This window comes from Novosphingobium sp. YAF33 (assembly GCF_052113265.1).
Classification (GTDB): Bacteria; Pseudomonadota; Alphaproteobacteria; order Sphingomonadales; family Sphingomonadaceae; genus Novosphingobium.
In genome coordinates, this window is sequence record NZ_JBFRCW010000006.1 from 142644 (window position 1) to 165312 (window position 22669).

Below are 22669 nucleotides of genomic sequence, written 5' to 3' on the forward strand. Positions count from 1 at the left end.
CCTGCCCCTATAGCGGATTGCGTTTTGACGCTACCTCCACCACATGGGCTGAATGACACAGCGCGCCACCCAACGTCCCGAAGGCTTCACCAAGCCCACCCACTGGACGAACGACCCCGCGCCCCAGCCCTCCCCGCCGGCCGCAGAAACGGCAGGGGCCGCGCAGGAGGAGCAGGACCCCGACGGGATTTCGCCCACCCGCTACGGCGACTGGGTGCGCAACGGCATCGCCATCGACTTCTGATTCCCCGCTACCGGGGACGGCCTACCAGTCCCGCGCCATCGGCGGCAGGCGTTCGACCAGGAAGTCGATCCAGGCCCTCGTCTTCGCCGCCGGCCGCCGGGTGCGGTGCGTGACGGCGTGGACCGCGCCGAGGTCGAGCAGTTCGGCGCCCAGGTCCAGTTCCACCAGCCTCCCTGCGGCGATGGCGCGGTCCACGAAGAAGCGCGGGCCGTAGACGAGCCCCATGCCCGCCTCCGCCGCCTGGGCCAGAACCTGCCCGTTGTTGGCGTGCAGACTGCCGCGCACCGCGACCGCGCGGCTGCCGTCGCGGCCGAAGCCCCAGCGCGTGGCGCCGGTCTCGTTGCCCAGGGTGTAGCCGAGGCACTCATGCCCTGCGAGATCCTCGACGGACTGCGGCCTGCCGTGCCGTGCGAGGTAGGCGGGCGCAGCGCAGATCGCCATGCGCACCGGCGCCAGCTTGCGCGCCACCAGGTTGCTGTCCGCCAGTCGGCCGATGCGCACGGCAACGTCCCAGCGCTCTTCGAGCAGGTCCACCACCCGGTCGTTGAGGCCAAGCTCGACCGTGACGGCCGGGTAGAGCGCGTGAAATTCCGTTACGAGGCACGCCAGGTAGGCGCTGCCGAAAGCCGCCGGGCCGGAGACGCGCAGCAGGCCCTCCACTGCGGCGGACTGGGCCATCGCCTCGGCATCGGCATCCTCCAGTTCGGCCAGGACGCGCTCCGCCTTGTCGAGATAGGCCGCGCCCACTTCGGTCAGCGCCAGCCGCCGCGTGGTGCGGTTCACCAAGGTCGCGCCCAGGCGCTGCTCCAGCGCATTGAGGTGCTTGGCCGCCATCGCCGGCGACATCGAAAGGTCCCGCGCCGCCGCCGAGAGGCCGCCGAGCCGGATCGCCTTCACGAAGACTTCGATGCCTTTCAGCCGGTCCATTCAACACCCCTGGTAGAAAGTCATTCAACGCATGGCATGATTATCACCAGCGGGGCGAAGGTCTAGAGGAGTCTTCGAAAGGAAGCCCCCCATGACATCTACCCCTTCCACCAGCCCCTACGGCGCGTTCATCCTGCGCGTCGCGCTCGGCGTGCTGTTCCTGGCGCACTTCTCGCTCAAGATGTTCGTCTTCACCCCGGCCGGCGCGGCCGGCTTCTTCGGCAGCCTCGGCCTGCCGCCGGCGCTTGCCTATGTGACCATGGCGGCGGAACTGCTCGGCGGCCTGGCGCTGATCCTGGGCATCTACGCCCGCGCCGTGGCGCTGGCCTTGATCCCGCTGCTGCTCGGCACCATCGTCATGGTGCATGGAGCCAACGGCTTCTTCTTCGATGGCAAGGGCGGCGGCTGGGAATATCCCGCCTTCTGGTCCATTGCCCTCCTCGTCCTGGCCCTGATCGGCGACGGCGCCCACGCGCTCGTGCCGACCCGGCGCTGAGGCTTCCGCTCTGAAAGGAACGCGATCCATGACCCGCCAACCCACCTTCTTCATCCCTCACGGCGGCGGCCCCTGCTTCTTCATGCCCGACCCGCAGGGCAACTGGGCCTCCATGGCCGCGTTCCTGCAAGGCCTTCCCGCGCGCCTGCCAGAGGCACCCAAGGCCATCCTGGTGGTCTCGGGACACTGGGAAACCGAGGGCTTCGCCTTCACCGGCGCCGAGCAGCCGCCGCTGCTGTTCGACTACTACGGCTTCCCGCAGCACACCTACGAACTGCGGTTCGACGCGCCCGGATCGCCTGCCCTGGCCGCCCGCGCCAGCCAGCTCCTGCGCGAGGCAGGCTTCGCGGCCGCCCCGGACCCGCAGCGCGGCTATGACCACGGGGTGTTCGTTCCGCTCAAGGTGGCCTGGCCCGAGGCCGACGTCCCCGTCGTCGAGATGTCGCTCGACCGCTCGCTCGACCCGGCCTTGCATCTTGCCGCCGGACGCGCGCTCGCCCCGCTGCGCGATGAAGGCGTGCTGATCCTGGGATCGGGCATGAGCTTCCACAACATGCGCGGCTACGGCAATCCAGCCTCCACCGAGCCCTCCCAGACCTTCGACCAATGGTTGACCCGGGCCGCCGGATCCGGCGCCGAAAACCGCGCCGAAGCGCTGTCGCACTGGGCCGAAGCACCCGGCGGGCGCTTCTCCCACCCGCGTGAGGAACACCTCCTGCCGCTGATGGTCGCCGCTGGTGCGGCCGAAGGTGCGGGCGAGAAGGTCTATTCGGACCTCGTGCTCAAGACCGCGATCTCGGCGTTCCGGTTCGACTGAGACAAGGGAAGTCGCGGGGGTCCGGGGGCATTCCCAGCGTCCGGGCCCCGGATCCTCGCTCTTTCCTCAGTGCAGCAATTCGCAGCGGTTTCGCCCGCCGCGCTTGGCGGCATAGAGCGGGCCGTCCGCCGCGGCGAGCCAGTCCTCGACGCTGCCGATCGCCTCGCTCAGGGGCGCGATGCCGAAACTGGCGGTGACGCGGATGCTCATGCCGCCGGGCAGCGGGATGTCGTGCTCCGCCAAAGTCTCGCGGAACCGTTCCACCGCCGCGAGCGCTTCACCGGGGCCGGTTTCCGGAAGGAGCACGGCGAACTCCTCGCCGCCCAGCCTGCCGAGAAAATCGACGGGGCGCGTGGAGCCGACCACCGTGGCCGCCATTTCCCGCAGCACCGCATCGCCCGCCGGATGGCCGTGCGTGTCGTTGACCTGTTTGAAGTGGTCGAGATCGATCAGCACCAGGCAGCAGGGCCGCCCATAGCGGCGGAAGCGCGCGATCTCCTGCTTCGCCTTGTCCACGAAGCCGCGGCGCGTGAGCGCGCCGGTCAGCTGGTCGCGCTCGGCGATGCGGCGCAATTCCAGCTCGTTCATGACGATGCGCGCGAAGTTGCCGAGGATGGCGACTTCCGCCTCGTTGAAATCGCGCACTTTGTCGTCGATCGCGCAGAGCACGCCGATATTGTAGCCTTCCGGCGTCAGCAGCGGGATGCCCGCGTAGCTGCGCACGCCGGGGTCGGTGGCGACGAAGGGATTGTTGGCGAAGCGCGCATCGAGCCTGGCGTCGGAAATCAGGAACGGCGCGGTCTGCTGGATCGCATGGGTGCAGAACGAGACATTGCGCGGCGTCTCGGCCACATCCAGYCCGCTGCGCGCCTTGAACCACTGCCGATCCGCATCGACCAGGGTGACGGCGGCCATCGGCACGCCCAGCACGGCCCGCACCAGCGAGACGACATGTTCGAACGCTTCTTCCGGTTCGGTGTCCAGCACGTCGAGATTGCGCAGCGCCGCGAGGCGGCCCTGCTCGTCGTTGAGGATGGTTTGGGGGAGCATAGAGGCGTTCCGACCGCGCCATGGCCGCAAGGGCCCTGGCGATGTTGATCCACTGACCGAAAACCGGCGGTTCGACCTGCCGGCACCCGATCTCGAAAGGGCGCTTGAGCCACGCGCAAGGCATTCGTGCCGATTCCCGGCGGCGGCTCCCTATCCACGTAGACATCCCTGGAGCAGGATTGAATTCCTAAAAACGCCCGTCGTCGTCCGTGGAATGCAATCTACATCAATTTTCGAGAGCGGGCGGCAGGTGTGATCGCAATATCAGGGGTTTATCTCGATCGGCGTGCCATCGGGCACCGTTTCGTAGAGCGCCTCGATCTCCGGGTTGGAGACGGCAATGCAGCCGTCCGTCCAGTCGCCGCGCACTCGGCCGGTCTCGAGGTCGTTGGGCTGGCCGTGGATCATGATCATTCCCCCCGCCGAACGGCCGCGAGCCTGGGCATAGGCCCGGTCCCCGGCACTAGGGTAGGAGATGTGGAGCGAGAGGTGATAGGCGCTTTGCGGATTGCCCCAGTCGATCTCGTAGCGACCTTCGGGGGTGCGCTCGTCGCCTTCGAAGCGCTTGGGGCCGATGGGCGCATCGCCGAGCTGGATGTGCTCGATCACATGGACGAGCCGGTCGTCGGACCAGAGCTCCATGGTCCGCGCCGCCTTGCGCACGCGGATCAGGTCGATTGGGGGGAGCTGGAGAGCAGGCTCGGCTTCCGCGGCGCCCAGCAAAAGCAGGAGCGGCGCGAGTCTGAACCCGCGCCGCACCGCATCAATCCAGGAAGGGATCGCGCACGAGGATGGTGTCCTCGCGCTCGGGGCTGGTGGAGACCAGCGCCACCGGGGTTTCGATCAGTTCCTGCACGCGCTGGATGTACTTGATCGCCTGTGCGGGCAGATCGGCCCAGGAACGGGCGCCGGCGGTGGTGCCCTGCCAGCCGTCCATTTCCTCGTAGATCGGCTCGACATTGGCCTGGTCGGCGGCGTGGCTGGGGAAGTAGTCCAGCACCTTGCCGTTCAGGCGATAGCCGGTGCAGATCCGGACCTTCTCGAAGCCGTCCAGCACGTCGAGCTTGGTCAGCGCGATGCCGGTGACGCCGGAGATCGCGCAGGACTGGCGGGTGAGCACGGCGTCAAACCAGCCGCAGCGGCGCTTGCGGCCGGTGACGGTGCCGAATTCATGGCCGCGTTCGCCGAGGCGCTGGCCGGTCTCGTCCTCCAGCTCGGTCGGGAACGGGCCCGAGCCGACGCGGGTGGTATAGGCCTTGACGATGCCCAGCACGAAGCCGGTGGCCGAGGGGCCGAGGCCCGAACCCGAAGCCGCCGTGCCCGAAACCGTGTTCGAGCTGGTGACGAAGGGATACGTGCCGTGATCGACGTCGAGCAGCACGCCCTGCGCGCCTTCGAACAGGATGCGGGCGCCGGCCTTGCGGACCTTGTTCAGGCGCTTCCACACCGGCTGCGCGAACTGGAGCACGAACGGCGCGATCTCGCGCAGTTCGTTGATCAGTGCCTCGCGATCGACCGGCGGCTGGTTGAAGCCGGCACGAAGTGCGTCGTGATGCGCGCAAAGGCGGTCGAGCTGCGGCTCCAGCGCATCGAGGTGCGCAAGGTCGCAGACGCGGATGGCGCGGCGGCCGACCTTGTCCTCGTAAGCCGGGCCGATGCCGCGGCCGGTGGTGCCGATCTTGCCCGAACCGGCAGCGGTTTCGCGCAGGCCGTCGAGGTCGCGGTGAAGCGGCAGGATCAGCGGGCAATTGTCCGCGATCGCGAAGTTGTCCGGATTGATCTCTACGCCCTGGCCGCGAAGCTTCTCGACTTCGGACTTGAGGTGCCAGGGATCGAGCACCACGCCATTGCCGATGATCGACAGCGTGCCGGTGACGATGCCCGAGGGCAGCAGGCTGAGCTTGTAGACCTGCTCGCCCACGACGAGCGTGTGGCCGGCATTGTGGCCGCCCTGGAAACGGACGACGGCGTCGGCGCGGCTTGCCAGCCAGTCGACGATCTTGCCCTTGCCCTCATCGCCCCACTGGGCGCCGATCACGGTTACGTTGGCCATGGATATACTCCTCCACCCTGCCACGGTGGATCCTATAACGCCCTTCGACAGGTCTCGGCGATATGGATTTTCATTGGGGCGGAAGCGCCCCGGCTTTTCGTCCGCGCCCTAGTGGCAAGGCGCATGGCTAGTCAAGGGCCGTGATCCCGGACCCGATCGGCCGATATCAGAGCGCGACAGCCTCTGCGCCGTCCAGCCGGTGCGAGCAGCCGAGCGCGACGGGATCGTCGCTTTCGGCCAGCGCCGCCACGGTGGTCCAGCCGATGGCACGCTGCTGCCCGGCCACGCGCGGGTCGTGGCCCAGCGGCAGGAACAGCTTGCGCTGCGCCTGCGGCTCGGCAGCCAGCAGGTCCACCAGCGGATCGGGATAGAGCGAGAAGCCGGTCGCCGCTTCCGGGTGATGCCCGGTCTGGCCGAGGATCCGGTAAGTGCCGCCCCGGCCGAGGCTGCCGGAGATGCCCTCGGCATAGATCGTGAAGCCGAACCACGACTGATATTCGAAGCCGTGCCGCTCCGAAGGGTCGAGCGTGATGCGGGCCTTGTCGCCCACGCGCGCGGCGATCTCGCGCAAGCCGGCGATGCGGCTGGCGAGCGCCCCGGCACTGCCGACGACGCCGGCTTCACCAGGCGTGTCGAAGGCGGCAAGACGCTCGATCGCGCTGGCGAAAGGACCGACCGCGTAGAGCAGCGGCAGATAAGCCTCGCCGCCCACGTCGACGAGGCCGCCGGCATCCTTGGCGTCGAGCATCTGGCGCACCGCGCCGATCCGCGCTTCCGGCAGCGGCAGCGCTTCTGCGGAAAGGGTGTCGACAATATCGGGCAGCGTGAAGTCCACCGAGATCCCGGTGGCCCCGGCCGCGCGCAGCGCTTCGATCGCCAGTTCCACCACTTCCCCGGCGGCAGCGACCGAATCGGTGCCGATCAGCTCGGCGCCGAGCTGGAGATGCTCACGGCGCGGATCGAGGCCGTCGCCCTTGATGGTGCAGACTTGTCCCGAATAGGACAAGCGCAGCGGGCGCGGCGCTTCCGCCAGCCCCGTGGCGGCAATGCGGGCGATCTGCGCGGTCATGTCCGAACGCAGCGCCAGCATCCGCATCGACACCGAATCGACGAAGCGGAACATGCGCCGCACCTGCACGCCGGCCATGCGGCTGGCCAGCGCCTTTTCGAATTCGATCAGCGGCGTTTCGACACGCTCGTAGCCATGGCCCTGAAGCACGTCATGCGCCATGCGGCGCACTTGCTGGGAGGCCCAGGCCTGCTGCGGAAGACGGTCGCCCAGTCCTTCGGGCAAGAGATCGCGGTCGTTGTCCTGCATGATGGTGGCGCCCTTAGCGGGGTGGGCGGGAAATGTCGAATGACACCTGCCCCCTGCGATGCATCTGTCGCCAGAAAGCGAAAGCCTGCGACAATTTGCGTGAAATTTCCTGTCAACAAACGCCGGCCATGACGCTATCCCGCCGGCATCGTCTGGCGGGACGACACATCCAGTCACAGCCCATCCCTGCATGGGCCGGACCGCCAGGCATGCGCCCAGCTCGCGACCGAGCCCGGCTGTCCTGCCCGCTGCGTCCTGCCCTGCCCTGCGAACAACGGTCGAGGTCCATGCGCAAGATTTCCCTGCTTCTCCTGCCCCTGCTGCTCATCCAGACGCCTGCCCATGCCCAGATGGGAGGCGGCGACGACATGGGGGGAATGGGCGGAATGGGTGGAGGCGGCGGAATGGGCGGCGGCGGTGGTCCGGGGGGCGCCCCTCCCGGGGGATCCGGCGGCGGCGGAAAGCCCCGCGCCCCGAAGCCGATCTCCCGCGCGCGCTATGACAAGATCGTCACCGCCATGTTCCGCGAAGCCGATACCAACCATGATGGACTGGCCACGCTGGAGGAATTCCACGCCCTGGTGAACGCCCGGCGCGACGCCGCGATCAGGGGCCGCTTCGCCAAAGTCGACGCCAATGGCGACGGCACGATCTCGATGGCGGAGTTCACCGCCTGGCAGCAGCAGATGGGCTCGCTCGCCACTGACGAACGCGGCGCGGTGGGCGATCGCGCCGGCCAGGTCCTGGAAGTGATCGCCCCCGACCTGGGCTCCGGCAGGGACGATGAAGATGCCCTGCTCGGCAACCTGATCGAGCCGATCTCCGGCACGCTGATCGCCAGGGCCAACACGAATTACGACGCGGGCGTCTCGCTGGAGGAACTCCTGGCTTACGAAGGCGCGAAGTTCGAGGCCGCCGATACGGACAAGGACGGCTATCTCTCGATGCAGGAACTGCGCCCCAGGGGCAGCGGCCGCGATGGCCCGGGCGGCATGGGGCCGCGCGGCATGCCGCCGATGGGCCCGCCCCCGTCAGGCCAGTAAAGCACCCGGGACACAGAAAAGGGGCCGACATCCGAAGATGCCGGCCCCTTTTTGCGTCAAGAGCCTTGAACGTGAACGATCAGGCGAACTTGAGCGCCTTGACCGTCTTCACGCCGGGAAGTGCGGTGGCCGCCTTCAGCACGTCTTCCGACACGGCGCTGTCGACCGAGAGCAGCAGCACGGCTTCGCCGCCGGTGTCACGGCGACCGAGGTTGAACGTGCCGATGTTGATCGCGTTCTCGCCCAGCAGGGTGCCGATGCGGCCGATGAAGCCGGGGGCGTCTTCGTTGACGATGTACATCATGTCGCCGGCCAGCTCGGYCTCGACCTTGATGCCGAACATTTCGACGAGGCGCGGCTCGACGTTGTTGAACAGCGTGCCGGCCACCGAACGCTCGCCGGCTTCGGTCTTCACCGAAACGCGGATCAGCGTGTGGTAGTCGCCCTCGCGCTCGGTCTTCACTTCGCGCACTTCAAGGCCGCGCTCCTTGGCGAGGAACGGGGCGTTGACCATGTTCACCGTGTCCGACTGGACGCGCAGGAAACCGGCCAGCACGGCGGCGGTGATCGGCTTCTGGTTCAGTTCGGCAGCGGCGCCCTCGACGTGGATCGAGATGCGGGGAACCGAGTCGCGGGTCAGCTGGCCGACCATCGAACCCAGCATTTCGGCCAGCTTCATGTAAGGCTTCAGCTTCGGCGCTTCCTCGGCCGAGAGCGACGGCATGTTCAGCGCGTTGGTGACGCCGCCATTTACCAGGAAGTCGGCCAGCTGCTCGGCAACCTGGAGCGCCACGTTGACCTGGGCTTCGGTGGTCGAGGCGCCGAGGTGCGGGGTGCAGATGAAGTTCGGCGTGCCGAACAGCGGCGAGTCCTTGGCGGGCTCGGTCTGGAACACGTCGAGCGCGGCACCGGCGACGTGGCCGTTGTCGAGCATGGTCTTCAGCGCGGCTTCGTCGATCAGGCCGCCGCGGGCGCAGTTGACGATGCGCACGCCCTTCTTGGTCTTCGCCAGGTTCTCGGCCGAGAGGATGTTGCGGGTCTGGTCGGTCAGCGGCGTGTGCAGCGTGATGAAGTCTGCCCGTTCGAGCAGGGTGTCGAGATCGACCTTCTCCACGCCCATTTCCACGGCGCGCTCAGGCGTCAGGAACGGATCGAAGGCGGCGACCTTCATCTTCAGGCCGAGCGCGCGGCTGGCGACGATCGAGCCGATGTTGCCCGCGCCGATCAGGCCCAGCGTCTTGCCGGTGACTTCAACGCCCATGAAGCCGTTCTTCGGCCACAGGCCCTGCTGGGTCTGCGCGTTGGCTTCGGGGATCTGGCGCGCGAGGGCGAAGATCATGGCGATGGCGTGCTCGGCAGTGGTGATCGAGTTGCCGAACGGCGTGTTCATCACCACGACGCCCTGGGCCGAAGCGGCCGGGATATCGACGTTGTCCACGCCGATACCGGCGCGGCCGATCACCTTCAGGTTCTTCGCGGCGGCGAGGATTTCCTTGGTGACCTTGGTCGACGAGCGGATGGCAAGGCCGTCATAATCGCCGATGCGGGCGATCAGCTGCTCGGGGGTCTCGCCGGTGATGACGTCTACGTCGCAGCCGCGGATCTCGAAGATACGGGCGGCATTGGGATCCATCTTGTCCGAAATGAGGACGCGGGGCTTGGTCATGGAATTATTCCTTCACTCGTCATCCCGGACCTGATCCGGGATCGGTGGAAGTGTTGACGGAGCTTCGCCGGTGGTTTGGCTTCGGCTCCGTCAGCGGTCCCGGATCAAGTCCGGGACGACGTGGAATGGTTTAGCCGGCCTTGACGGTCGCGTAGGCCCAGTCGAGCCACGGTCCCAGAGCCTCGACGTCGGCCGTGTCCACGGTCGCGCCGCACCAGATGCGCAGGCCCGGAGGGGCATCGCGGTATCCGGCGACATCATAGGCCGCGCCTTCCTTTTCGAGGAGCGCTGCAAACTTCTTGATGAAGTCGGCATCGGCGCCTTCGACGGAGAGGCAGACCGAGGTCTTGGAGCGGGTGCCGCTGTCGACTGCCAGATGGCTCAGCCAGTCACGCTCGGCGACGATCTTGTCCAGCGCGTGGGCATTGGCGTTCGAACGGGCCTTCAGCCCTTCGAGACCGCCCAGGCCCTTGGCCCATTCCAGAGCGAAGATCGCGTCCTCGACGGCGAGCATCGAGGGGGTGTTGATGGTTTCGCCCTTGAACACGCCCTCTGCCAGCTTGCCCTTCGAGACAAGGCGGAACACCTTGGGAAGCGGCCAGGCCGGGGTGTAGTTTTCAAGGCGCTCGACCGCGCGGGGGCCGAGGATCAGCACGCCGTGGCCGCCTTCGCCGCCCAGGACCTTCTGCCAGGAGAAGGTGGCAACGTCGATCTTGGACCAGTCGATGTCGTAGGCGAAGACCGCCGACGTGGCGTCTGCGAAGGACAGGCCCTCACGGTCGGCCGGGATCCAGTTGGCGTCCGGAACGCGCACGCCCGAAGTGGTGCCGTTCCAGGTGAAGAGCACGTCGTCGGACCAGTCGATCTTGTCGAGGTCGGGCAGCTGGCCGTAGTCGGCGCGGAACACGGTGGGTTCCAGCTTGAGCTGCTTGACGGCGTCGGTAACCCAGCCCTCACCGAAGCTTTCCCAGGCCAGCGCGGTCACGCCGCGGGCGCCGAGCATGGTCCACATGGCCATCTCGAAGGCGCCGGTGTCGGAGCCGGGGACGATACCGATGCGATGCGTGTCGGGCAGCTGCAGAACTTCGCGCATCAGATCGATGCAGTACGCAAGGCGCGTCTTGCCGATCTTGGCGCGGTGCGAGCGACCGAGCGCTTCGGTGTTCAGTTTTTCGGGGGCATATCCGGGCGGCTTGGCGCAGGGACCGGAAGAGAAGTGAGGACGCGCAGGTTTGCGCGCGGGTACGCTAATAATATCAGTCATTTCTGACTCTCCTTACAGAGAGCACGCGCGGCGTTGGGACCGCGTGGCCCGGCGCTGCGTCTAAAGAGGCCGGGAAATTTGTCAAACGATTCTCCGGCCGCTTGCGCCAGATCGTTTCCCGTTTTCGATCTTTCGCAGTGCTTCCATGCGCAAAACCAGCGGAATTCCGCGCATTCGCTATTCGGTGGAAAACCGCGCGCCGCGCGTTTCCCGCCTCATGGCTGGCCGGGTAAGCTCCCGTTCACGCCAGTCCCGGATGCTTGGACGCGATGATGACGCCCCGGATTATGACGCCGCCGCACCGATTGCTGCCTTCACGGTCTTCGCTGGGCCTCTCGCTGCTGCTGCCGCTGGCGGCGGTTCTGAGCGGCTGCATCGATCGCGCGGAACAGCCGCGCGGACGAGGCGCCCGCCCCTCGGCCCAGTCGCGCCCCGCCGCGCCGCCGCCTTCCCGCGAACTGCGCCAGTGCATGGCAACGCTCGGCGCGCAGAACGCCGTCTTCACGCCCGTGACGGACCGCTACTATGGGAACGGCTGCTCCACCCTGGGCACGGTGAAACTCTCGGCCCTGAACACCGACCGCGCGACCGTATCGGTGACCAACCTCGGCCCCGTGACCTGCACCACGGCCACGCCCTTCGCAGCCTGGGCGCGCTACGGCGTCGACCGGGCGGCGCAGCAGATCCTCGGCAGCCGCATCCTGAGCATCGAGACTTATGGCAGCTACAACTGCCGCAATGTCGCCGGTACCGCGCGCCGCTCAGGCCATGCCACCGCCAATGCCATCGATGTGTCCGGCTTCGTCCTGGCCGACGGCCGCCGCATCACCGTGCTGGGCGACTGGAGCAACGGCACCCCCGCCGAACGCCGCTTCCTGCGCGTCGTCCACGACAGCGCCTGCAAACGCTTCGGCACCACGCTCGGCCCCGATTACAACGAAGCCCACAAGAACCACTTCCACCTCGAAGCGGACGGCGCGAACTTCTGCCGCTAAGGCTTCGCGTTCATTTTGGAGGTCAGGTCCATCGTCATCAGTTTCGGCAGGCCGGCCTTCAGGTTGAGCCGCGTGTTCGTGACTTGTGCCGTATCGGCTACGACCATGAAGCGCTCCCGGCGCAGCATACCGGTGGAGTCGGCCGGAAGGTCAAGCGGCGCATAGCGGCGCCCGACCAGGGCCTTTTTCATGGTGGCGATCAGCCCTGAGCTTACTTTGGGGGCCTGAGACACGATCTCCACATCCCGAACCGCCCCGTCCGGGCCGATCCGATAGTTGAAATCGACCCATTGGCTCGCCCCCGCGGTCGGCATGACATAGCCGAGTTCGGCGGACGAGCCCGCCCCCAATTCGACCGAAGGCGCATAGATCAGGAGCGGCGTCGAAACCTTGACCCCGGCCAGCCCCCGCATGACCTCATCCACGTTTGCATCCTTGTCCGAAAGGAGCTTGAGCCTGGCGGTCAGGGCATGAGCCGCATCGCGCATGGGCTTCATGGCGGGATCTGTCGTCTCGCGCAAAGCCGCGTAGCGCTTTCGGCTTTCATAGGCATAAGCCGGATTGACGCTGGCAGCCATGGCATAGAACCGCAGCGAGCGGAACATGGCGGCACCCTGCACCGCCGGCCAGCCCGATTCCTCCGCGCGCCGCGCTACCGCATCGTACATGTGAACTGCCGCGGAATACTTGCCTTGTCGCAGGAAAACGTCGGCCACCGTCAGGCGTTTGGCGGCAATGGAGGGATCGTCGGCCGGCAAGCCTGCCTTCAAGGCATCGATCGAATCGAATGTCGCTATTCGCCCATAGTCCGGCATGCCCAGCAATGAAGCGACGTCCGCATCGAACTGCAGCAATCCGCTTACTTCCCTGGGCAGGCTTTCGGCATAGCGCTTGTTGCGGGAGCGAGACTTTATGAGCGTTTTACGCGCGCCCTGGATCTCACCGGCGACGAGCTGGTTCTCCGCATGCTCCATGGAGGCAGCGATGTCTTCGGCGGGCGTGCAACGCCGGGCGAGGCACTGTTCCAGCGAGGCCGCCGTGGAGCGCAGGCTGCGCCCGGTGACCGTTACCATCGAATCCGCGAATTCGTCCTGGGCCGGCGACACCCGAACGGGGGGCGCCTTATTCGCCGAGTCGGCGGCTTGCAGCAGCAGAAGCGGTAGAATGAGCATCACGATCTCCTCCAGGGGCGAGGATGGAACGAGGACCGGAACGGGGCACGATCCAGCGATTACTCATTAGCATGTAGTAAAATACAAGATTATCAAGGCTTCGTAGCACGCCTGCGCGCGATCGCCGCATCAGAAACAACCGAACCGGATTGAACAGTGCCGGAGCGACTGCTCGCCCCGGCACGGCTTCAGGCTTTCGATCTACTCAAAACGGCAGTTTGTAGAAATTGACCGCGTTGTCCTGGAGGACCTTCTTCTTCACCGCGTAATCGTAGCCGCCCAGCACGTCCTTGATATGCGCCTGCACGCCCGGATAGAGCGAGGTCGGGTGCGGGAAGTCGGTTTCGAACATCACGTTGTCGACGCCGATGGTTTCCAGCAGCAGCTTGGGCGCGATCTTCTCGAACCAGAAGGTGCACTTGAAGTGGTCGCGGAAGTAGTCCCAGGGCTGCTTCTTCAGCACGTTGCGCTTGCTGGGGAGCATTTCCTGGAACTGGTGCTCCAGCGCTTCCACGGCGAAAGGCACCCAGCCCATGCCGCTCTCGATCAGGCCGATCTTGAGGTTCGGGTGACGGTCGAGTCGGCCCGAGACCATCCAGTTGCCCAGCGTCGCGGCATTGCCGATGGAGAACATCGTCGCGACCACCGACAGGGTCTGTTCGAAAGCGAAGCCTTCCCAGGTCAGGGTGTTCGGATCGATCGCGGCGTTGAGGTGGAAGTTGAGCGAAATGCCTTCCGCGTCGATCATTTCGAGGAACGGCGTCCAGTATTCATGGTTGAAGCTGGGCACGCCGACGCGCTCGGGCGTATCGGGCAGCACGAAGCCGCGCAGGCCCATGTCGATGCAGCGGCGCGCTTCCTTTTCCATCTCCGCCTTGTTCCAGAACGGCAGGTGCGCCATCGGGAACAGGCGCTCGCCCGAGTCGCGCTGATATTCGGCGTTGAAATCGTTGAACACTTTCATGATCGTGACGGCGAGATCATCATCGCCCAGCGTCATCAGCATGCCCGCCTGGGTGATGCCCGAGTTCTGGAAGCAGATCTGCGCATAGACGCCCATGTCGTCCATCGCCTTCAGGCGCGGGGCGATCTCGTGACCACCCGGATGGGCTTCCTCCAGGGTGGGGAAGGCCAGGCGACCGAGCAGCTTGTTGTTGTCCTTGCGGATCACGTTGCCGCCCAGCGAGCCGCAGTTGCGGTCACCGATGTACCAGCGGTCCACCCCGTCGGCATCGCGCTTCACGAACGGCATCTTGGCCTTCAGGCCCACCGGCGCGCGGTCCGTGAACAGCGTTGGCGGTTCGCTGAGGTGCGTGTCCGTATCGACGATCTTGATGCCTTCCAGCGTCGGATCGAGGCCGCCGGACTGGGTTGCGTAGTCAACCTCGCGGATCACTCCGCCCTTGGTATAGCCTTCCGCCGACCAGTACTTGCGCGCAGATTCCTGCATTTCCTTCGTGTCGCCATCAGCCATGGCCTGTCTCCCAAAACAATTGGGGCTCATGTCGCAACCTCGGGGGCTGCGGGTCAATCGAGAGCCCAACGCCGAGACGATGAATGGCCGCAACCCCTGCCGGGAACGGCGCGCGCGCTGCGCTGCGCCTTGCCGCGCGGGGGATGCCCGGGCATCCATGGCCTCGGGAGAGAACATCATGCCACAAATCCGAACGCTCGACGACATCCGCGTCGATTTCGATGCCGCCCCGGACAACGTTCCGAAGGATCGCATCGTCGACCTGGGCTTTGCCATGGGCACCGAGCCCAACGACCTCCTGGATCCCTATGAGCCCTGCGGCTGGCTTTCCGGCCCGGAGATCCCGCGCCTGCTCTACGCGCCGCCGGCCCGGCACGGCCTGGGCGCAATCAGCGGGCGGCAGCAGGGCAACTGGGTGGTCAGCCACTATGAGGACATCGAGCGCGTCTATACCGACAATGCGCATTTCTCGAACGCGGGCACGGCCGAATTCCAGCGGCTGATCGGCGAGACCTTCAAGTCGATCCCCCTCGCCATCGATCCGCCCGACCACCAGAAGTACCGGCTCTACCTGATGCCCTATTTCTCGCCTGCCCGGATCACGCGCGAGCTGGAACCGCGCATCCGCGACGTGGTGACCGAGATGATCGATGCCGTGGCGGGCAAGGGCGAGGTCGACATGGCCTGGGACTTCGCACGGGTCTATCCGGTGCGGATATTCATGGGCCTGATGGGCTTTCCCGACGAGAAGTTCGAACAGTTCCTCGACTGGGAATGGGACATCCTCCATTCCGGCAGCCTCGAAAAGATGCAGGCCGCACTGCGCGGCGTGCTCGAATTCCTGCGCGGCTTCATCGCCGAGAAGGAAGCGGAACCCGACGAGCACCTCGTCTCCGCCATCGTCCACGGCAGGATCGGCGGCCAGGCCGAAGGCCGCCCGCCAACCGAGGACGAGAAGATCGGCATGGTGTGGTTCCTCTGGCTGGGCGGCCTCGATACCGTGGCGGCCACCATCGCCCAGATGTTCCGCCGTCTCGCGCTCCAGCCTGACCTGCAGCGGCGCCTCCGCGAGAATCCGGCGCTGATCAACTCGGCGGTCGAGGAATTCCTGCGCACGCAGCCGATCCTCTCGTCCGCCCGCACCGCCACCCGGGACTTCGAGTGGCACGGGATCCAGGTGCGCAAGGGCGATTCGTTCTCCTGCCTCAACCCCTCGGGCAATTTCGACCCTGCCCATTTCGAGAACCCGCGCACCTTCGATCCCGAGCGCAAGGCCAACCGTCACTTCACGTTCGTGGGCGGGGTGCACATCTGCCTCGGCGCGCACCTGGCGCGGCGCGAGCTGCGGCTGCTGCTGGAGGAATGGTTCGCGCGCATTCCCGAATTCCGGGTGAAGCCGGGCGCGGACACGGCCGTGTTCCCGGGGCTGCTGTCGATCCGCAACCTGCCGATCGTCTGGGACGTGACGTCACCGCCAGCGTCGTAGCCGAAGCGGCAGGTGGCCGCAGGTTCCGGGGGCATCGCCCCCGGAACCTGGCCGTCAAGTCCGGCGCTCTCAGACTTTCGCCGGTGCCAGCCTCGGGCTGAGCAGGTGAACCACCGCCAGCGCCAGCAGATAGGCCCCCGCGCAGATCCCGAAGAGCACCTCGTAGCTGTGCGTCGTGTCGAGGATGTAGCCCGCGAAGAGCGCCATGCCCATGCCGCCGAAAGCGCCGACGGTGCCGCCGATGCCCACCACCGATCCCACCGCGCCGCGCGGGAAGACGTCGGACGGGAAAGTGTAGAGATTGGCCGAGAAGGCCTGGTGTGCGGCCGTGGCGATACCGATTACCAGCACGGCGGCCCAGACGCTGTCCAGCGACTGCGCGAACCAGATCGGCAGCACGCAGAAGGCGCAAATCAGCATCGTGATCTTGCGCGCGAAGTTCGGCGTCTTCCCCGCCTTGATGAGCCTGGAGGAAAGCCAGCCGCCGCCCACGCTGCCAAGGTCGGAAATCAGGTAGATCGCCGCAAGCGGCAGGCCGAAGGTCTTGAGGTCGAGGTTGTAGCGCTCGAACAGGTAGCCCGGCAGCCAGAACAGGAAGAACCACCAGATCGGGTCGATCAGGAACTTGCCGAGGGCGAAGGCCCATGTCTCGCGGACGGTCAGCAGCTTCGACCAGCCGATCTTCTCGACCGGGTCGGCCGGGTCCTGCTGGATCCAGGCGAGTTCGCCGCGCGTGACGCGGGCGTGCTCGTTGGGATGGCGGTACATCGCCCACCAGGCGATCAGCCAGAGAATGCCGAAGATGCCGGTGACGAAGAAGGCCACGCGCCAGTCGAACCAGAGCACCAGCAGCGGCACGATCAGCGGCGTCAGGATCGCGCCGACATTGGCGCCGGCATTGAACAGGCCGATCGCGAAGGCGCGCTCCTTCTGCGGGAACCAGTCGGTGACGGCGYGGATGCCGGCGGGGAAATTGCCCGATTCGCCGATGCCGAGCCCGAAGCGCGCCATCGCGAAGGAGGTCACCCCGCTGGCGAAGCCGTGCGCCATGTGGCTGATGGTCCAGATGACCAGGGCGATGGCATAGCCGATCCGCGCGCCCAGGACGTCCACCACTTTGCCGAAGGAGAGGTAACCGATCGCGTAGGCGAGCTGGAACCAGAAGACGATTCCCGCGAAGTCGGACTCGGTCCAGTGGAATTCGGCCTCGAGCGTGGGCTTGAGCACGCCGATCATCTGCCGGTCGATATAGTTGATCGCCGTCGCCGCGAAGAGCAGCGCGACGATCACCCAGCGATAGCGCCCCGCGGTGGGATGGATTCCCTGGCGGTCGGCCCCGGAACCGTCTGCTCCGGGAACCCCCGTTGCGGATTTGGCGGCTCCGGAACCATCCGTGAGATGGCTTTCGGGAATGCCTGCGTTCATCTAATCCTGCTCCCTCTTCGGCGGCACCGTTTTCGGGCCTGCCGATGCATTCTTCCTATGCGGGCACCGCCGCCGCGATCTTGCAGCCTATGCTGCCATGTCCCTCGAAATGCGCCAGAACCCTTTGCCCCGGCACCACCGGATGGACCCCCGTGACCGCGCCGGTCGAAACCCAGGTCCCGCCGCTGCAGTCGATACCGCGCGAGGCAAGGTTCGCAAGCAGGAACCGCACCGCGCCCAGCGGGCCGTCCAGCATGGTCGCGGTGGTTGCCGAGGCGATCTCCTGCCCGTCGATCTCGAAGCGCACGGTGATCGCCTCGAAAGTGGCGGTTTCCCAGCCTTCCAGCACCGGACCGATCACCATGCCGGCGTTGTTGCCGAAATCGGAAACGGTGACCGGCGGCCCATCGGCGTTGATGCCGGGGTAAGGCGAGCTGGCCACTTCGATGCCGATGTGCACGGCGTCCAGCACCTTGCGGGTGCCCTCGTCATCGGCGGGCACGACACCGTCCCAGCCCGGCGCGACATGCAGCAGGAATTCCGCTTCCGCCGCGGCGAAGCCCCGGGCGAAGACCGGCATTTCCGGCGCCTCGGCCGCAGCGACAGTGACGACGCTGTCCGTGAAGATCGGCCCGGTCAGCCGGTCGGCGCCCAGGCGCGTGTCTTCGGGGACGTTGATCCTGCCCACTTTCCAGCCGGCGACCGTGCGGCCGTCCAGCCCGATGGCAAGGTCCTGGATCGCATAGGCAGCGGCAAGATCGGAAGGTGCCTCTCCGGGGTATTCGGCCAGCGCCCGCATCTCGCGCCGCGCCGATACGAATGCCCCCGCAATCGTTCTGGCCTGCTCGTTGGAACTCATCCCAAACCCTTCGTTGTTCTGGTTGCCGTCGTTAAAGGAAACCGGTGTCATAGGCAAATCAAAAGCGCGATGCCTCTCGATCCCGTGGCCTTGTCAAAGGGTTGCATTACCGGGGCAGCGGGTGGAGCGGAGGGCGTGTACGCCGCAGCTGGCGGTAACGCGAAATTGAGGGCTTCCAAGATATGGAAACCGGTGTCATCTTGCCTTTCCGCGCGCAAGAAGGCAAGCGGCTCACAACATATCGGGCGAAGCCGCAAGCGGTGCCGCCAAAGGGGCTAGGATGCCGGACGAATTCAGACGCGACACCAAGCCGACCATCAACGACGTCGCGCGCCTTTCCGGCGTCTCCAAGAAAACCGTCAGCCGCGTCATCAACAAGTCCCCGCTCCTGGGCCAGGCCACGCGCGAGAAAGTGGAAGCCGTGATCGCGGAGATCGGCTACGTGCCCAATCCGCAGGCGCGCGCACTGGCGCTGCGCCGCAATTTCCTCATCGGCCTGATCCACGACAACCCGAACGCGCAGATGGTGCTGGGCGTGCAGGAAGGCATTCTCGAAGCCATCCGCGACACCGAGTTCGCCCTCGTCGTGCGCCCGGTGGACCGCCACTCGCCGACGATGCTGGAGGACATCCGCCGCTTCATCGAACAGCAGCGGCTCTACGGCGTGCTGCTGCTGCCGCCGATTTCCGAGAACGACGGGCTGGCGGCGGTCTGCCGCGAACTGGGCTGCACGCTGGTGCGCATGGGTTCGGCCCGGCTGGATGACGACAGCCACCTCGTCGCCTCGAACGACCGCCATGCCGTGCGCGAAGCGGTGTCGTGGCTGACCAGCCTGGGCCATCGCCGCATCGGCTTCATCGCCGGACCGGAGGGCTTCCGCTCGGCGCACGAGCGCGAACTGGGCTTCATCGACGGGCTGGCCTCGGCCGGGCTCAAGCTCGATCCGAAGATCGGCGCGCGCGGGGACTACCGCTTCGAATCGGGCCTGGCCGCGGGGGAACGCCTGCTCTCCGCCGATCCGCGCCCCACCGCGATCTTCTGCAGCAATGACGAGATGGCCGCCGGCGTCCTCCATGCGGCGCGGGCCAAGGGCATTTCCGTGCCCGAGCAGCTCTCCATCATCGGCTTCGACGATACCGCCATCGCCGCCCATATCTGGCCGCCGCTCACCACCGTGCGCTGGCCGATCGTGCCGATGGCCACGGCCGCCGCGCACAAGCTGATCGACCCGGGCGGCGCGGCCGACCAGCCTTCGCTGTTCCTTTCCGACCTGGTGCGCCGCGCCTCGGTAGCCGCGCCCGAACGCACGGCCTGAGCGCCGACCGGACACCCGGCCCGCTGCCGGGGCCGAAAACGGACGCGCCGGAACCGGGGAGAAACACGCCCGGCGGAACATTGACACCGGTTACCAAGACCGGATAAGACTTGACCTGAAGCGTAATAACGTCCCACCATACGGAACTGAATTCCACAAGGGAGAGCCCCCGTGTTCTGCAAGACCTACCACGCCACCCATCCCGACATGATGGAGTGCGTCTCCAACGAGGAACTGCGCGATCGCTACCTCGTCACCGGCATGTTCGAAGACGGCAAGGTCAGCCTCAACTATTCGCACAACGAGCGTTTCGTGATCGGCGGCGCGGTGCCCTCGCAGGGGCCGCTCAAGCTGCCCGCCCAGACCGTGCCGAAAAGCGCGGAAGGCCACCCCTTCCTTGAACGCCGCGAAGCCGGCATCGTCAACATCGGCGGCCCGGGCGCGATCACGGTCGACGGCCAGCGCTTCGAAATGCAGAACAAGGAATGCCTCTACGTGCCCATGGGCTCGACCGAGGTGACTTTCGAGGGCGAGACCGCCCGCTTCTACATCGCCTCGGTTCCCGCCCACAAGACGCTGCCGATCAAGCACATCACGCTTGACCAGGCCAACCCGCTGGCGCGCGGCGATCTTGCCAATTCGAACCAGCGCACGATCTACCAGCTGGTGATCCCCGGCGTCTGCGAGAGCGCGCAGCTGCTGCTGGGCCTGACCGTGCTGGAAGAAGGCTCGGTCTGGAACACGATGCCGCCGCACCTCCACGACCGCCGCTCGGAAATCTACCTCTACTTCGAGCTGCCGGAAGAGAACGACCGCATCTTCCACTACATGGGCGAGCCGGACCAGATGCGCCACATCGTGATCGCCAACGAAGAGGCCGTCATCAGCCCGCCCTGGTCGATCCACATGGGCTCGGGCACCAAGAAGTACGCGTTCATCTGGGCCATGGGCGGGGAAAACCTCGACTATACCGACATGAACGTGCTGGACATCTGCCAGCTTCAGTAAGGCAGCAGCCTTTCGGAACTTGCCTCGTCGCTCCCCTACCCTCGTCTTTGCGAGGAGCGGAGCGACGAAGCAATCCAGGGCGTCGTGGACCACCGCTCTGGATTGCTTCGCTACGCTCGCCATGACGAAGTGAGGGCCGAAGAGGAGCGGGGGCCGAAGATGGGTTCGGGCGATTTCCGGGCCACGAGCGAGATTGGGACAGGACTTAACGTATGGCGATTTCCTTCAGCCTCGAAGGCAAGGCCGCGCTGGTGACCGGCGCCAACACCGGGATCGGGCAGGCCATAGCCGTGGCGCTTGCGGAAGCGGGCGCCGACGTCGCCCTCGCCGGCCGCAGCGAACCGGCCGAGACCATCGCGCTGATCGAAGCGACCGGGCGCAAGTGCGTGAACATCAAGGCCGACCTCTCCTCGATCGAGCCCGTGGGCCGCGTGATCGACGAGGCGGTGGCCGGGCTGGGCAAGGTCGACATTCTCGTCAACAATGCCGGCATCATCCGCCGCGACGACTTGCTCCAGTTCTCCGAGGAGGACTGGGACGCGGTGATGGACACCAATCTCAAGACGCTGTTCTTCCTCAGCCAGGCGGCGGCCAGGGGCATGGTTGAGCGCGCCCGGGAAGGCAACAGCGCCGGAAAGATCGTCAACATCGCCTCGCTGCTGACGTTCCAGGGCGGCATCCGCGTGCCCAGCTATGCGGCGRCGAAGTCCGGCGTGGGCGGCGTGACCAAGGCCATGGCCAACGAACTGGCGCCAAAGGGCGTGCAGGTCAACGCCATCGCGCCGGGCTACATTGCCACCAACAACACCGCCGCGCTGCAGGGCGACGAGACGCGCAACCGCCAGATTCTGGAGCGTATTCCCACTGGCCGCTGGGGAGATCCCAAGGATATTGCCGGCGCCGCCGTGTTCCTGGCTTCCCCGGCTTCGGACTATGTGACAGGACACGTCCTCGCCGTAGACGGCGGTTGGCTCGCGCGCTGAGGAATTTCTAGACTATGACTGGCCACGTTACCTGCTTCGGCGAAGTGCTGATCCGTTTCGCCACCCATGACGCGCGGCTGGTGGTCCAGTCCGATGCGCTCGACATGGTCGTGGGCGGGGCCGAAGCCAATGTCGCCTCGGGTCTTGCCTCGCTCGGCCACGAAGTGCGCATGGTGTCCCGCCTGCCCGCCAACCCGCTGGGCGACAAGTGCCGCGCGGCGCTGGGCGCAGCAGGCGTGGGCCTTTCGGGCGTGACTTCCGGGCCGGGCCGCATGGGGCTCTATTTCCTGGAGACCGGCGCGGGCCTGCGCCCTTCGGCCATCACTTACGACCGCGCCGGCAGCGCTTTCGCGCAGTCCGCCGTGGATGATTTCGACTTCGCCGCCGCGCTGGACGGCGCGCGTTTGCTGCACTTGTCCGGCATCACCCCGGCGCTCGGGCCGGGCGGCGTCTCGCTGGCCAAGGCCGCAGTGCGCGCCGCGCAGGAAGCCGGCGTGCCGATCTGCTTCGACGGCAACTACCGCGCCCTCCTCTGGGAAAGCTGGGACAGCAACCCGCGCGAGATCCTTACCGAGATGGTTTCGGCCGCCACGGTGATGATCGGCAACCACCGCGACATCTCGCTGCTGCTGGGTGAGACCTTCTCCGGCGATGGCGCCGACCGCCGCCGCGAAGCGGCCGAGGCGGCCTTCGCGGCCTTCCCGAACCTGCAGGTGATCGCCTCGACAGCGCGCCATGTCGTCAATGCCGGTCACCACCGCATCGCCGCCCGCGTCGACGGCCGGGACGATGCCGTCCAGACCGCCGAAGCCGACGTGACCGGCATCGTCGACCGCATCGGCACCGGAGACGCTTTCGCGGCCGGCGTGCTGCACCAGTGGCTGGAGGCGGGCGACTTGTCCGCCATGGCCCACGCGGGGCTGGCCTATACGGTGCTCAAGCACTCGCTGCACGGCGACATGAGCCTCATCGGCCGCGCCGAACTGGACGCCTTCTCGATTTCCGGAGGCGATGTCAGGCGGTGAGCCTGGGCGCAAGCTGAGGCCGGCCGGATCGTCGCCCCGGACCCGATCC

General features: G+C 66.6%; 21 protein-coding genes. 10 read left to right on the forward strand and 11 right to left on the reverse strand.

Annotated features, from left to right (window positions below):
• Positions 1–52 precede the first annotated feature (52 nt).
• The gene (locus AB4Z00_RS13480; RefSeq protein ID WP_134095291.1) at positions 53–244 is read left to right on the forward strand and encodes a DUF1674 domain-containing protein; all 192 of its coding nucleotides are present in this window, start codon (positions 53–55) and stop codon (positions 242–244) included.
• A gap of 21 nt (positions 245–265) precedes the next feature.
• On the opposite strand, the gene AB4Z00_RS13485 is transcribed toward AB4Z00_RS13480, so the two are convergent.
• Positions 266–1171 carry a LysR family transcriptional regulator gene (locus AB4Z00_RS13485; protein ID WP_442046301.1) on the reverse strand — a complete coding sequence of 302 codons (906 nt, stop codon included), beginning with the start codon at positions 1169–1171 and terminating at the stop codon, positions 266–268.
• Between the two features lie 91 nt (positions 1172–1262).
• Here AB4Z00_RS13485 and AB4Z00_RS13490 point away from each other — a divergent pair, with 91 nt between their 5' ends.
• Positions 1263–1667, forward strand: a complete 405-nt coding sequence (locus AB4Z00_RS13490) for a DoxX family protein (RefSeq protein ID WP_132263913.1) — start codon at positions 1263–1265, stop codon at positions 1665–1667.
• A gap of 28 nt (positions 1668–1695) precedes the next feature.
• The gene (locus tag AB4Z00_RS13495) at positions 1696–2484 is read left to right on the forward strand and encodes a DODA-type extradiol aromatic ring-opening family dioxygenase (protein ID WP_442046302.1); all 789 of its coding nucleotides are present in this window, start codon (positions 1696–1698) and stop codon (positions 2482–2484) included.
• 66 nt (positions 2485–2550) lie between these two features.
• Here AB4Z00_RS13495 and AB4Z00_RS13500 read toward each other — a convergent pair whose 3' ends face one another.
• From AB4Z00_RS13500 to AB4Z00_RS13515, 4 genes are all read right to left on the reverse strand, one after another.
• The gene (locus AB4Z00_RS13500) at positions 2551–3534 is read right to left on the reverse strand and encodes a GGDEF domain-containing protein (protein WP_132263917.1); all 984 of its coding nucleotides are present in this window, start codon (positions 3532–3534) and stop codon (positions 2551–2553) included.
• A gap of 264 nt (positions 3535–3798) precedes the next feature.
• Positions 3799–4293, reverse strand: a complete 495-nt coding sequence (locus AB4Z00_RS13505; RefSeq protein WP_442046303.1) for a L,D-transpeptidase family protein — start codon at positions 4291–4293, stop codon at positions 3799–3801.
• A gap of 4 nt (positions 4294–4297) precedes the next feature.
• Positions 4298–5587 (reverse strand): adenylosuccinate synthase, encoded by a 1290-nt coding sequence (locus AB4Z00_RS13510; RefSeq protein WP_132263920.1) that lies wholly within the window; start codon positions 5585–5587, stop codon positions 4298–4300.
• A gap of 166 nt (positions 5588–5753) precedes the next feature.
• The gene (locus AB4Z00_RS13515; RefSeq protein ID WP_132263922.1) at positions 5754–6905 is read right to left on the reverse strand and encodes an ATP phosphoribosyltransferase regulatory subunit; all 1152 of its coding nucleotides are present in this window, start codon (positions 6903–6905) and stop codon (positions 5754–5756) included.
• Between the two features lie 287 nt (positions 6906–7192).
• Here AB4Z00_RS13515 and AB4Z00_RS13520 point away from each other — a divergent pair, with 287 nt between their 5' ends.
• Positions 7193–7948, forward strand: coding sequence for an EF-hand domain-containing protein (locus tag AB4Z00_RS13520; RefSeq protein WP_442046304.1), 756 nt, complete (start codon positions 7193–7195; stop codon positions 7946–7948).
• A 79-nt stretch (positions 7949–8027) separates the two neighbouring features.
• Here AB4Z00_RS13520 and serA read toward each other — a convergent pair whose 3' ends face one another.
• Together serA and AB4Z00_RS13530 are read right to left on the reverse strand one after the other, a co-directional pair.
• Positions 8028–9614, reverse strand: coding sequence for a phosphoglycerate dehydrogenase (gene serA / locus AB4Z00_RS13525; protein ID WP_442046305.1), 1587 nt, complete (start codon positions 9612–9614; stop codon positions 8028–8030).
• A 130-nt stretch (positions 9615–9744) separates the two neighbouring features.
• A complete protein-coding gene (locus tag AB4Z00_RS13530) occupies positions 9745–10878 on the reverse strand; it encodes a phosphoserine transaminase (protein WP_132263928.1) in 1134 nt (377 codons plus the stop codon).
• A gap of 272 nt (positions 10879–11150) precedes the next feature.
• Between AB4Z00_RS13530 and AB4Z00_RS13535 the strand changes: the two genes are divergently transcribed.
• Complete coding sequence (locus AB4Z00_RS13535) at positions 11151–11873, forward strand: extensin family protein (RefSeq protein ID WP_442046306.1); 723 nt, start codon at positions 11151–11153, stop codon at positions 11871–11873.
• Here AB4Z00_RS13535 and AB4Z00_RS13540 read toward each other — a convergent pair.
• Together AB4Z00_RS13540 and AB4Z00_RS13545 are read right to left on the reverse strand one after the other, a co-directional pair.
• Positions 11870–12979: a hypothetical protein gene (locus AB4Z00_RS13540; RefSeq protein ID WP_442046307.1), complete on the reverse strand. Its 1110-nt coding sequence runs from the start codon at positions 12977–12979 to the stop codon at positions 11870–11872. The two genes, AB4Z00_RS13535 and AB4Z00_RS13540, sit on opposite strands and share 4 nt — an antisense overlap.
• Before the next feature lie 271 nt (positions 12980–13250).
• Positions 13251–14519: an amidohydrolase family protein gene (locus tag AB4Z00_RS13545; protein WP_132263934.1), complete on the reverse strand. Its 1269-nt coding sequence runs from the start codon at positions 14517–14519 to the stop codon at positions 13251–13253.
• 178 nt (positions 14520–14697) lie between these two features.
• On the opposite strand from AB4Z00_RS13545, the gene AB4Z00_RS13550 reads away from it, so the two are divergent.
• Positions 14698–16005 (forward strand): cytochrome P450, encoded by a 1308-nt coding sequence (locus tag AB4Z00_RS13550; protein ID WP_442046308.1) that lies wholly within the window; start codon positions 14698–14700, stop codon positions 16003–16005.
• Positions 16006–16074: 69 nt separating this feature from the next.
• Here AB4Z00_RS13550 and AB4Z00_RS13555 read toward each other — a convergent pair whose 3' ends face one another.
• Together AB4Z00_RS13555 and AB4Z00_RS13560 are read right to left on the reverse strand one after the other, a co-directional pair.
• Positions 16075–17430: an MFS transporter gene (locus tag AB4Z00_RS13555; RefSeq protein WP_442046309.1), complete on the reverse strand. Its 1356-nt coding sequence runs from the start codon at positions 17428–17430 to the stop codon at positions 16075–16077.
• 55 nt (positions 17431–17485) lie between these two features.
• On the reverse strand, positions 17486–18289 hold the full coding sequence (locus tag AB4Z00_RS13560) for a 2-keto-4-pentenoate hydratase (protein WP_442046310.1): 804 nt from the start codon (positions 18287–18289) through the stop codon (positions 17486–17488).
• Between the two features lie 280 nt (positions 18290–18569).
• Between AB4Z00_RS13560 and AB4Z00_RS13565 the strand changes: the two genes are divergently transcribed.
• The 4 genes from AB4Z00_RS13565 to AB4Z00_RS13580 all read left to right on the forward strand — a co-directional run bounded on the left by AB4Z00_RS13565 (position 18570) and on the right by AB4Z00_RS13580 (position 22620).
• Entirely contained in the window at positions 18570–19604 is a 1035-nt protein-coding gene (locus AB4Z00_RS13565) for a LacI family DNA-binding transcriptional regulator (RefSeq protein WP_132263942.1), read from the forward strand.
• 171 nt (positions 19605–19775) lie between these two features.
• Positions 19776–20612, forward strand: coding sequence for a 5-dehydro-4-deoxy-D-glucuronate isomerase (gene kduI / locus AB4Z00_RS13570; protein ID WP_132263944.1), 837 nt, complete (start codon positions 19776–19778; stop codon positions 20610–20612).
• A 212-nt stretch (positions 20613–20824) separates the two neighbouring features.
• Positions 20825–21595 (forward strand): 2-dehydro-3-deoxy-D-gluconate 5-dehydrogenase KduD, encoded by a 771-nt coding sequence (gene kduD / locus AB4Z00_RS13575; RefSeq protein ID WP_442046311.1) that lies wholly within the window; start codon positions 20825–20827, stop codon positions 21593–21595.
• Positions 21596–21609: 14 nt separating this feature from the next.
• Positions 21610–22620 (forward strand): sugar kinase, encoded by a 1011-nt coding sequence (locus AB4Z00_RS13580; protein ID WP_314464646.1) that lies wholly within the window; start codon positions 21610–21612, stop codon positions 22618–22620.
• Positions 22621–22669 lie beyond the last annotated feature (49 nt).

What these genes read in the sequence shown, in the direction of transcription:
- AB4Z00_RS13490 (WP_132263913.1), top strand. Translation starts at nt 1,263, where the DNA reads ATGACATCTACCCCTTCCACCAGCCCCTACGGCGCGTTCATCCTGCGC.
- AB4Z00_RS13560 (WP_442046310.1), bottom strand. Translation starts at nt 18,289, where the DNA reads ATGAGTTCCAACGAGCAGGCCAGAACGATTGCGGGGGCATTCGTATCG.
- AB4Z00_RS13535 (WP_442046306.1), top strand. Translation starts at nt 11,151, where the DNA reads ATGACGCCCCGGATTATGACGCCGCCGCACCGATTGCTGCCTTCACGG.
- AB4Z00_RS13485 (WP_442046301.1), bottom strand. Translation starts at nt 1,171, where the DNA reads ATGGACCGGCTGAAAGGCATCGAAGTCTTCGTGAAGGCGATCCGGCTC.
- AB4Z00_RS13515 (WP_132263922.1), bottom strand. Translation starts at nt 6,905, where the DNA reads ATGCAGGACAACGACCGCGATCTCTTGCCCGAAGGACTGGGCGACCGT.
- AB4Z00_RS13580 (WP_314464646.1), top strand. Translation starts at nt 21,610, where the DNA reads ATGACTGGCCACGTTACCTGCTTCGGCGAAGTGCTGATCCGTTTCGCC.
- AB4Z00_RS13545 (WP_132263934.1), bottom strand. Translation starts at nt 14,519, where the DNA reads ATGGCTGATGGCGACACGAAGGAAATGCAGGAATCTGCGCGCAAGTAC.
- AB4Z00_RS13530 (WP_132263928.1), bottom strand. Translation starts at nt 10,878, where the DNA reads ATGACTGATATTATTAGCGTACCCGCGCGCAAACCTGCGCGTCCTCAC.
- AB4Z00_RS13565 (WP_132263942.1), top strand. Translation starts at nt 18,570, where the DNA reads ATGCCGGACGAATTCAGACGCGACACCAAGCCGACCATCAACGACGTC.
- AB4Z00_RS13520 (WP_442046304.1), top strand. Translation starts at nt 7,193, where the DNA reads ATGCGCAAGATTTCCCTGCTTCTCCTGCCCCTGCTGCTCATCCAGACG.
- AB4Z00_RS13550 (WP_442046308.1), top strand. Translation starts at nt 14,698, where the DNA reads ATGCCACAAATCCGAACGCTCGACGACATCCGCGTCGATTTCGATGCC.
- AB4Z00_RS13510 (WP_132263920.1), bottom strand. Translation starts at nt 5,587, where the DNA reads ATGGCCAACGTAACCGTGATCGGCGCCCAGTGGGGCGATGAGGGCAAG.
- AB4Z00_RS13480 (WP_134095291.1), top strand. Translation starts at nt 53, where the DNA reads ATGACACAGCGCGCCACCCAACGTCCCGAAGGCTTCACCAAGCCCACC.
- AB4Z00_RS13495 (WP_442046302.1), top strand. Translation starts at nt 1,696, where the DNA reads ATGACCCGCCAACCCACCTTCTTCATCCCTCACGGCGGCGGCCCCTGC.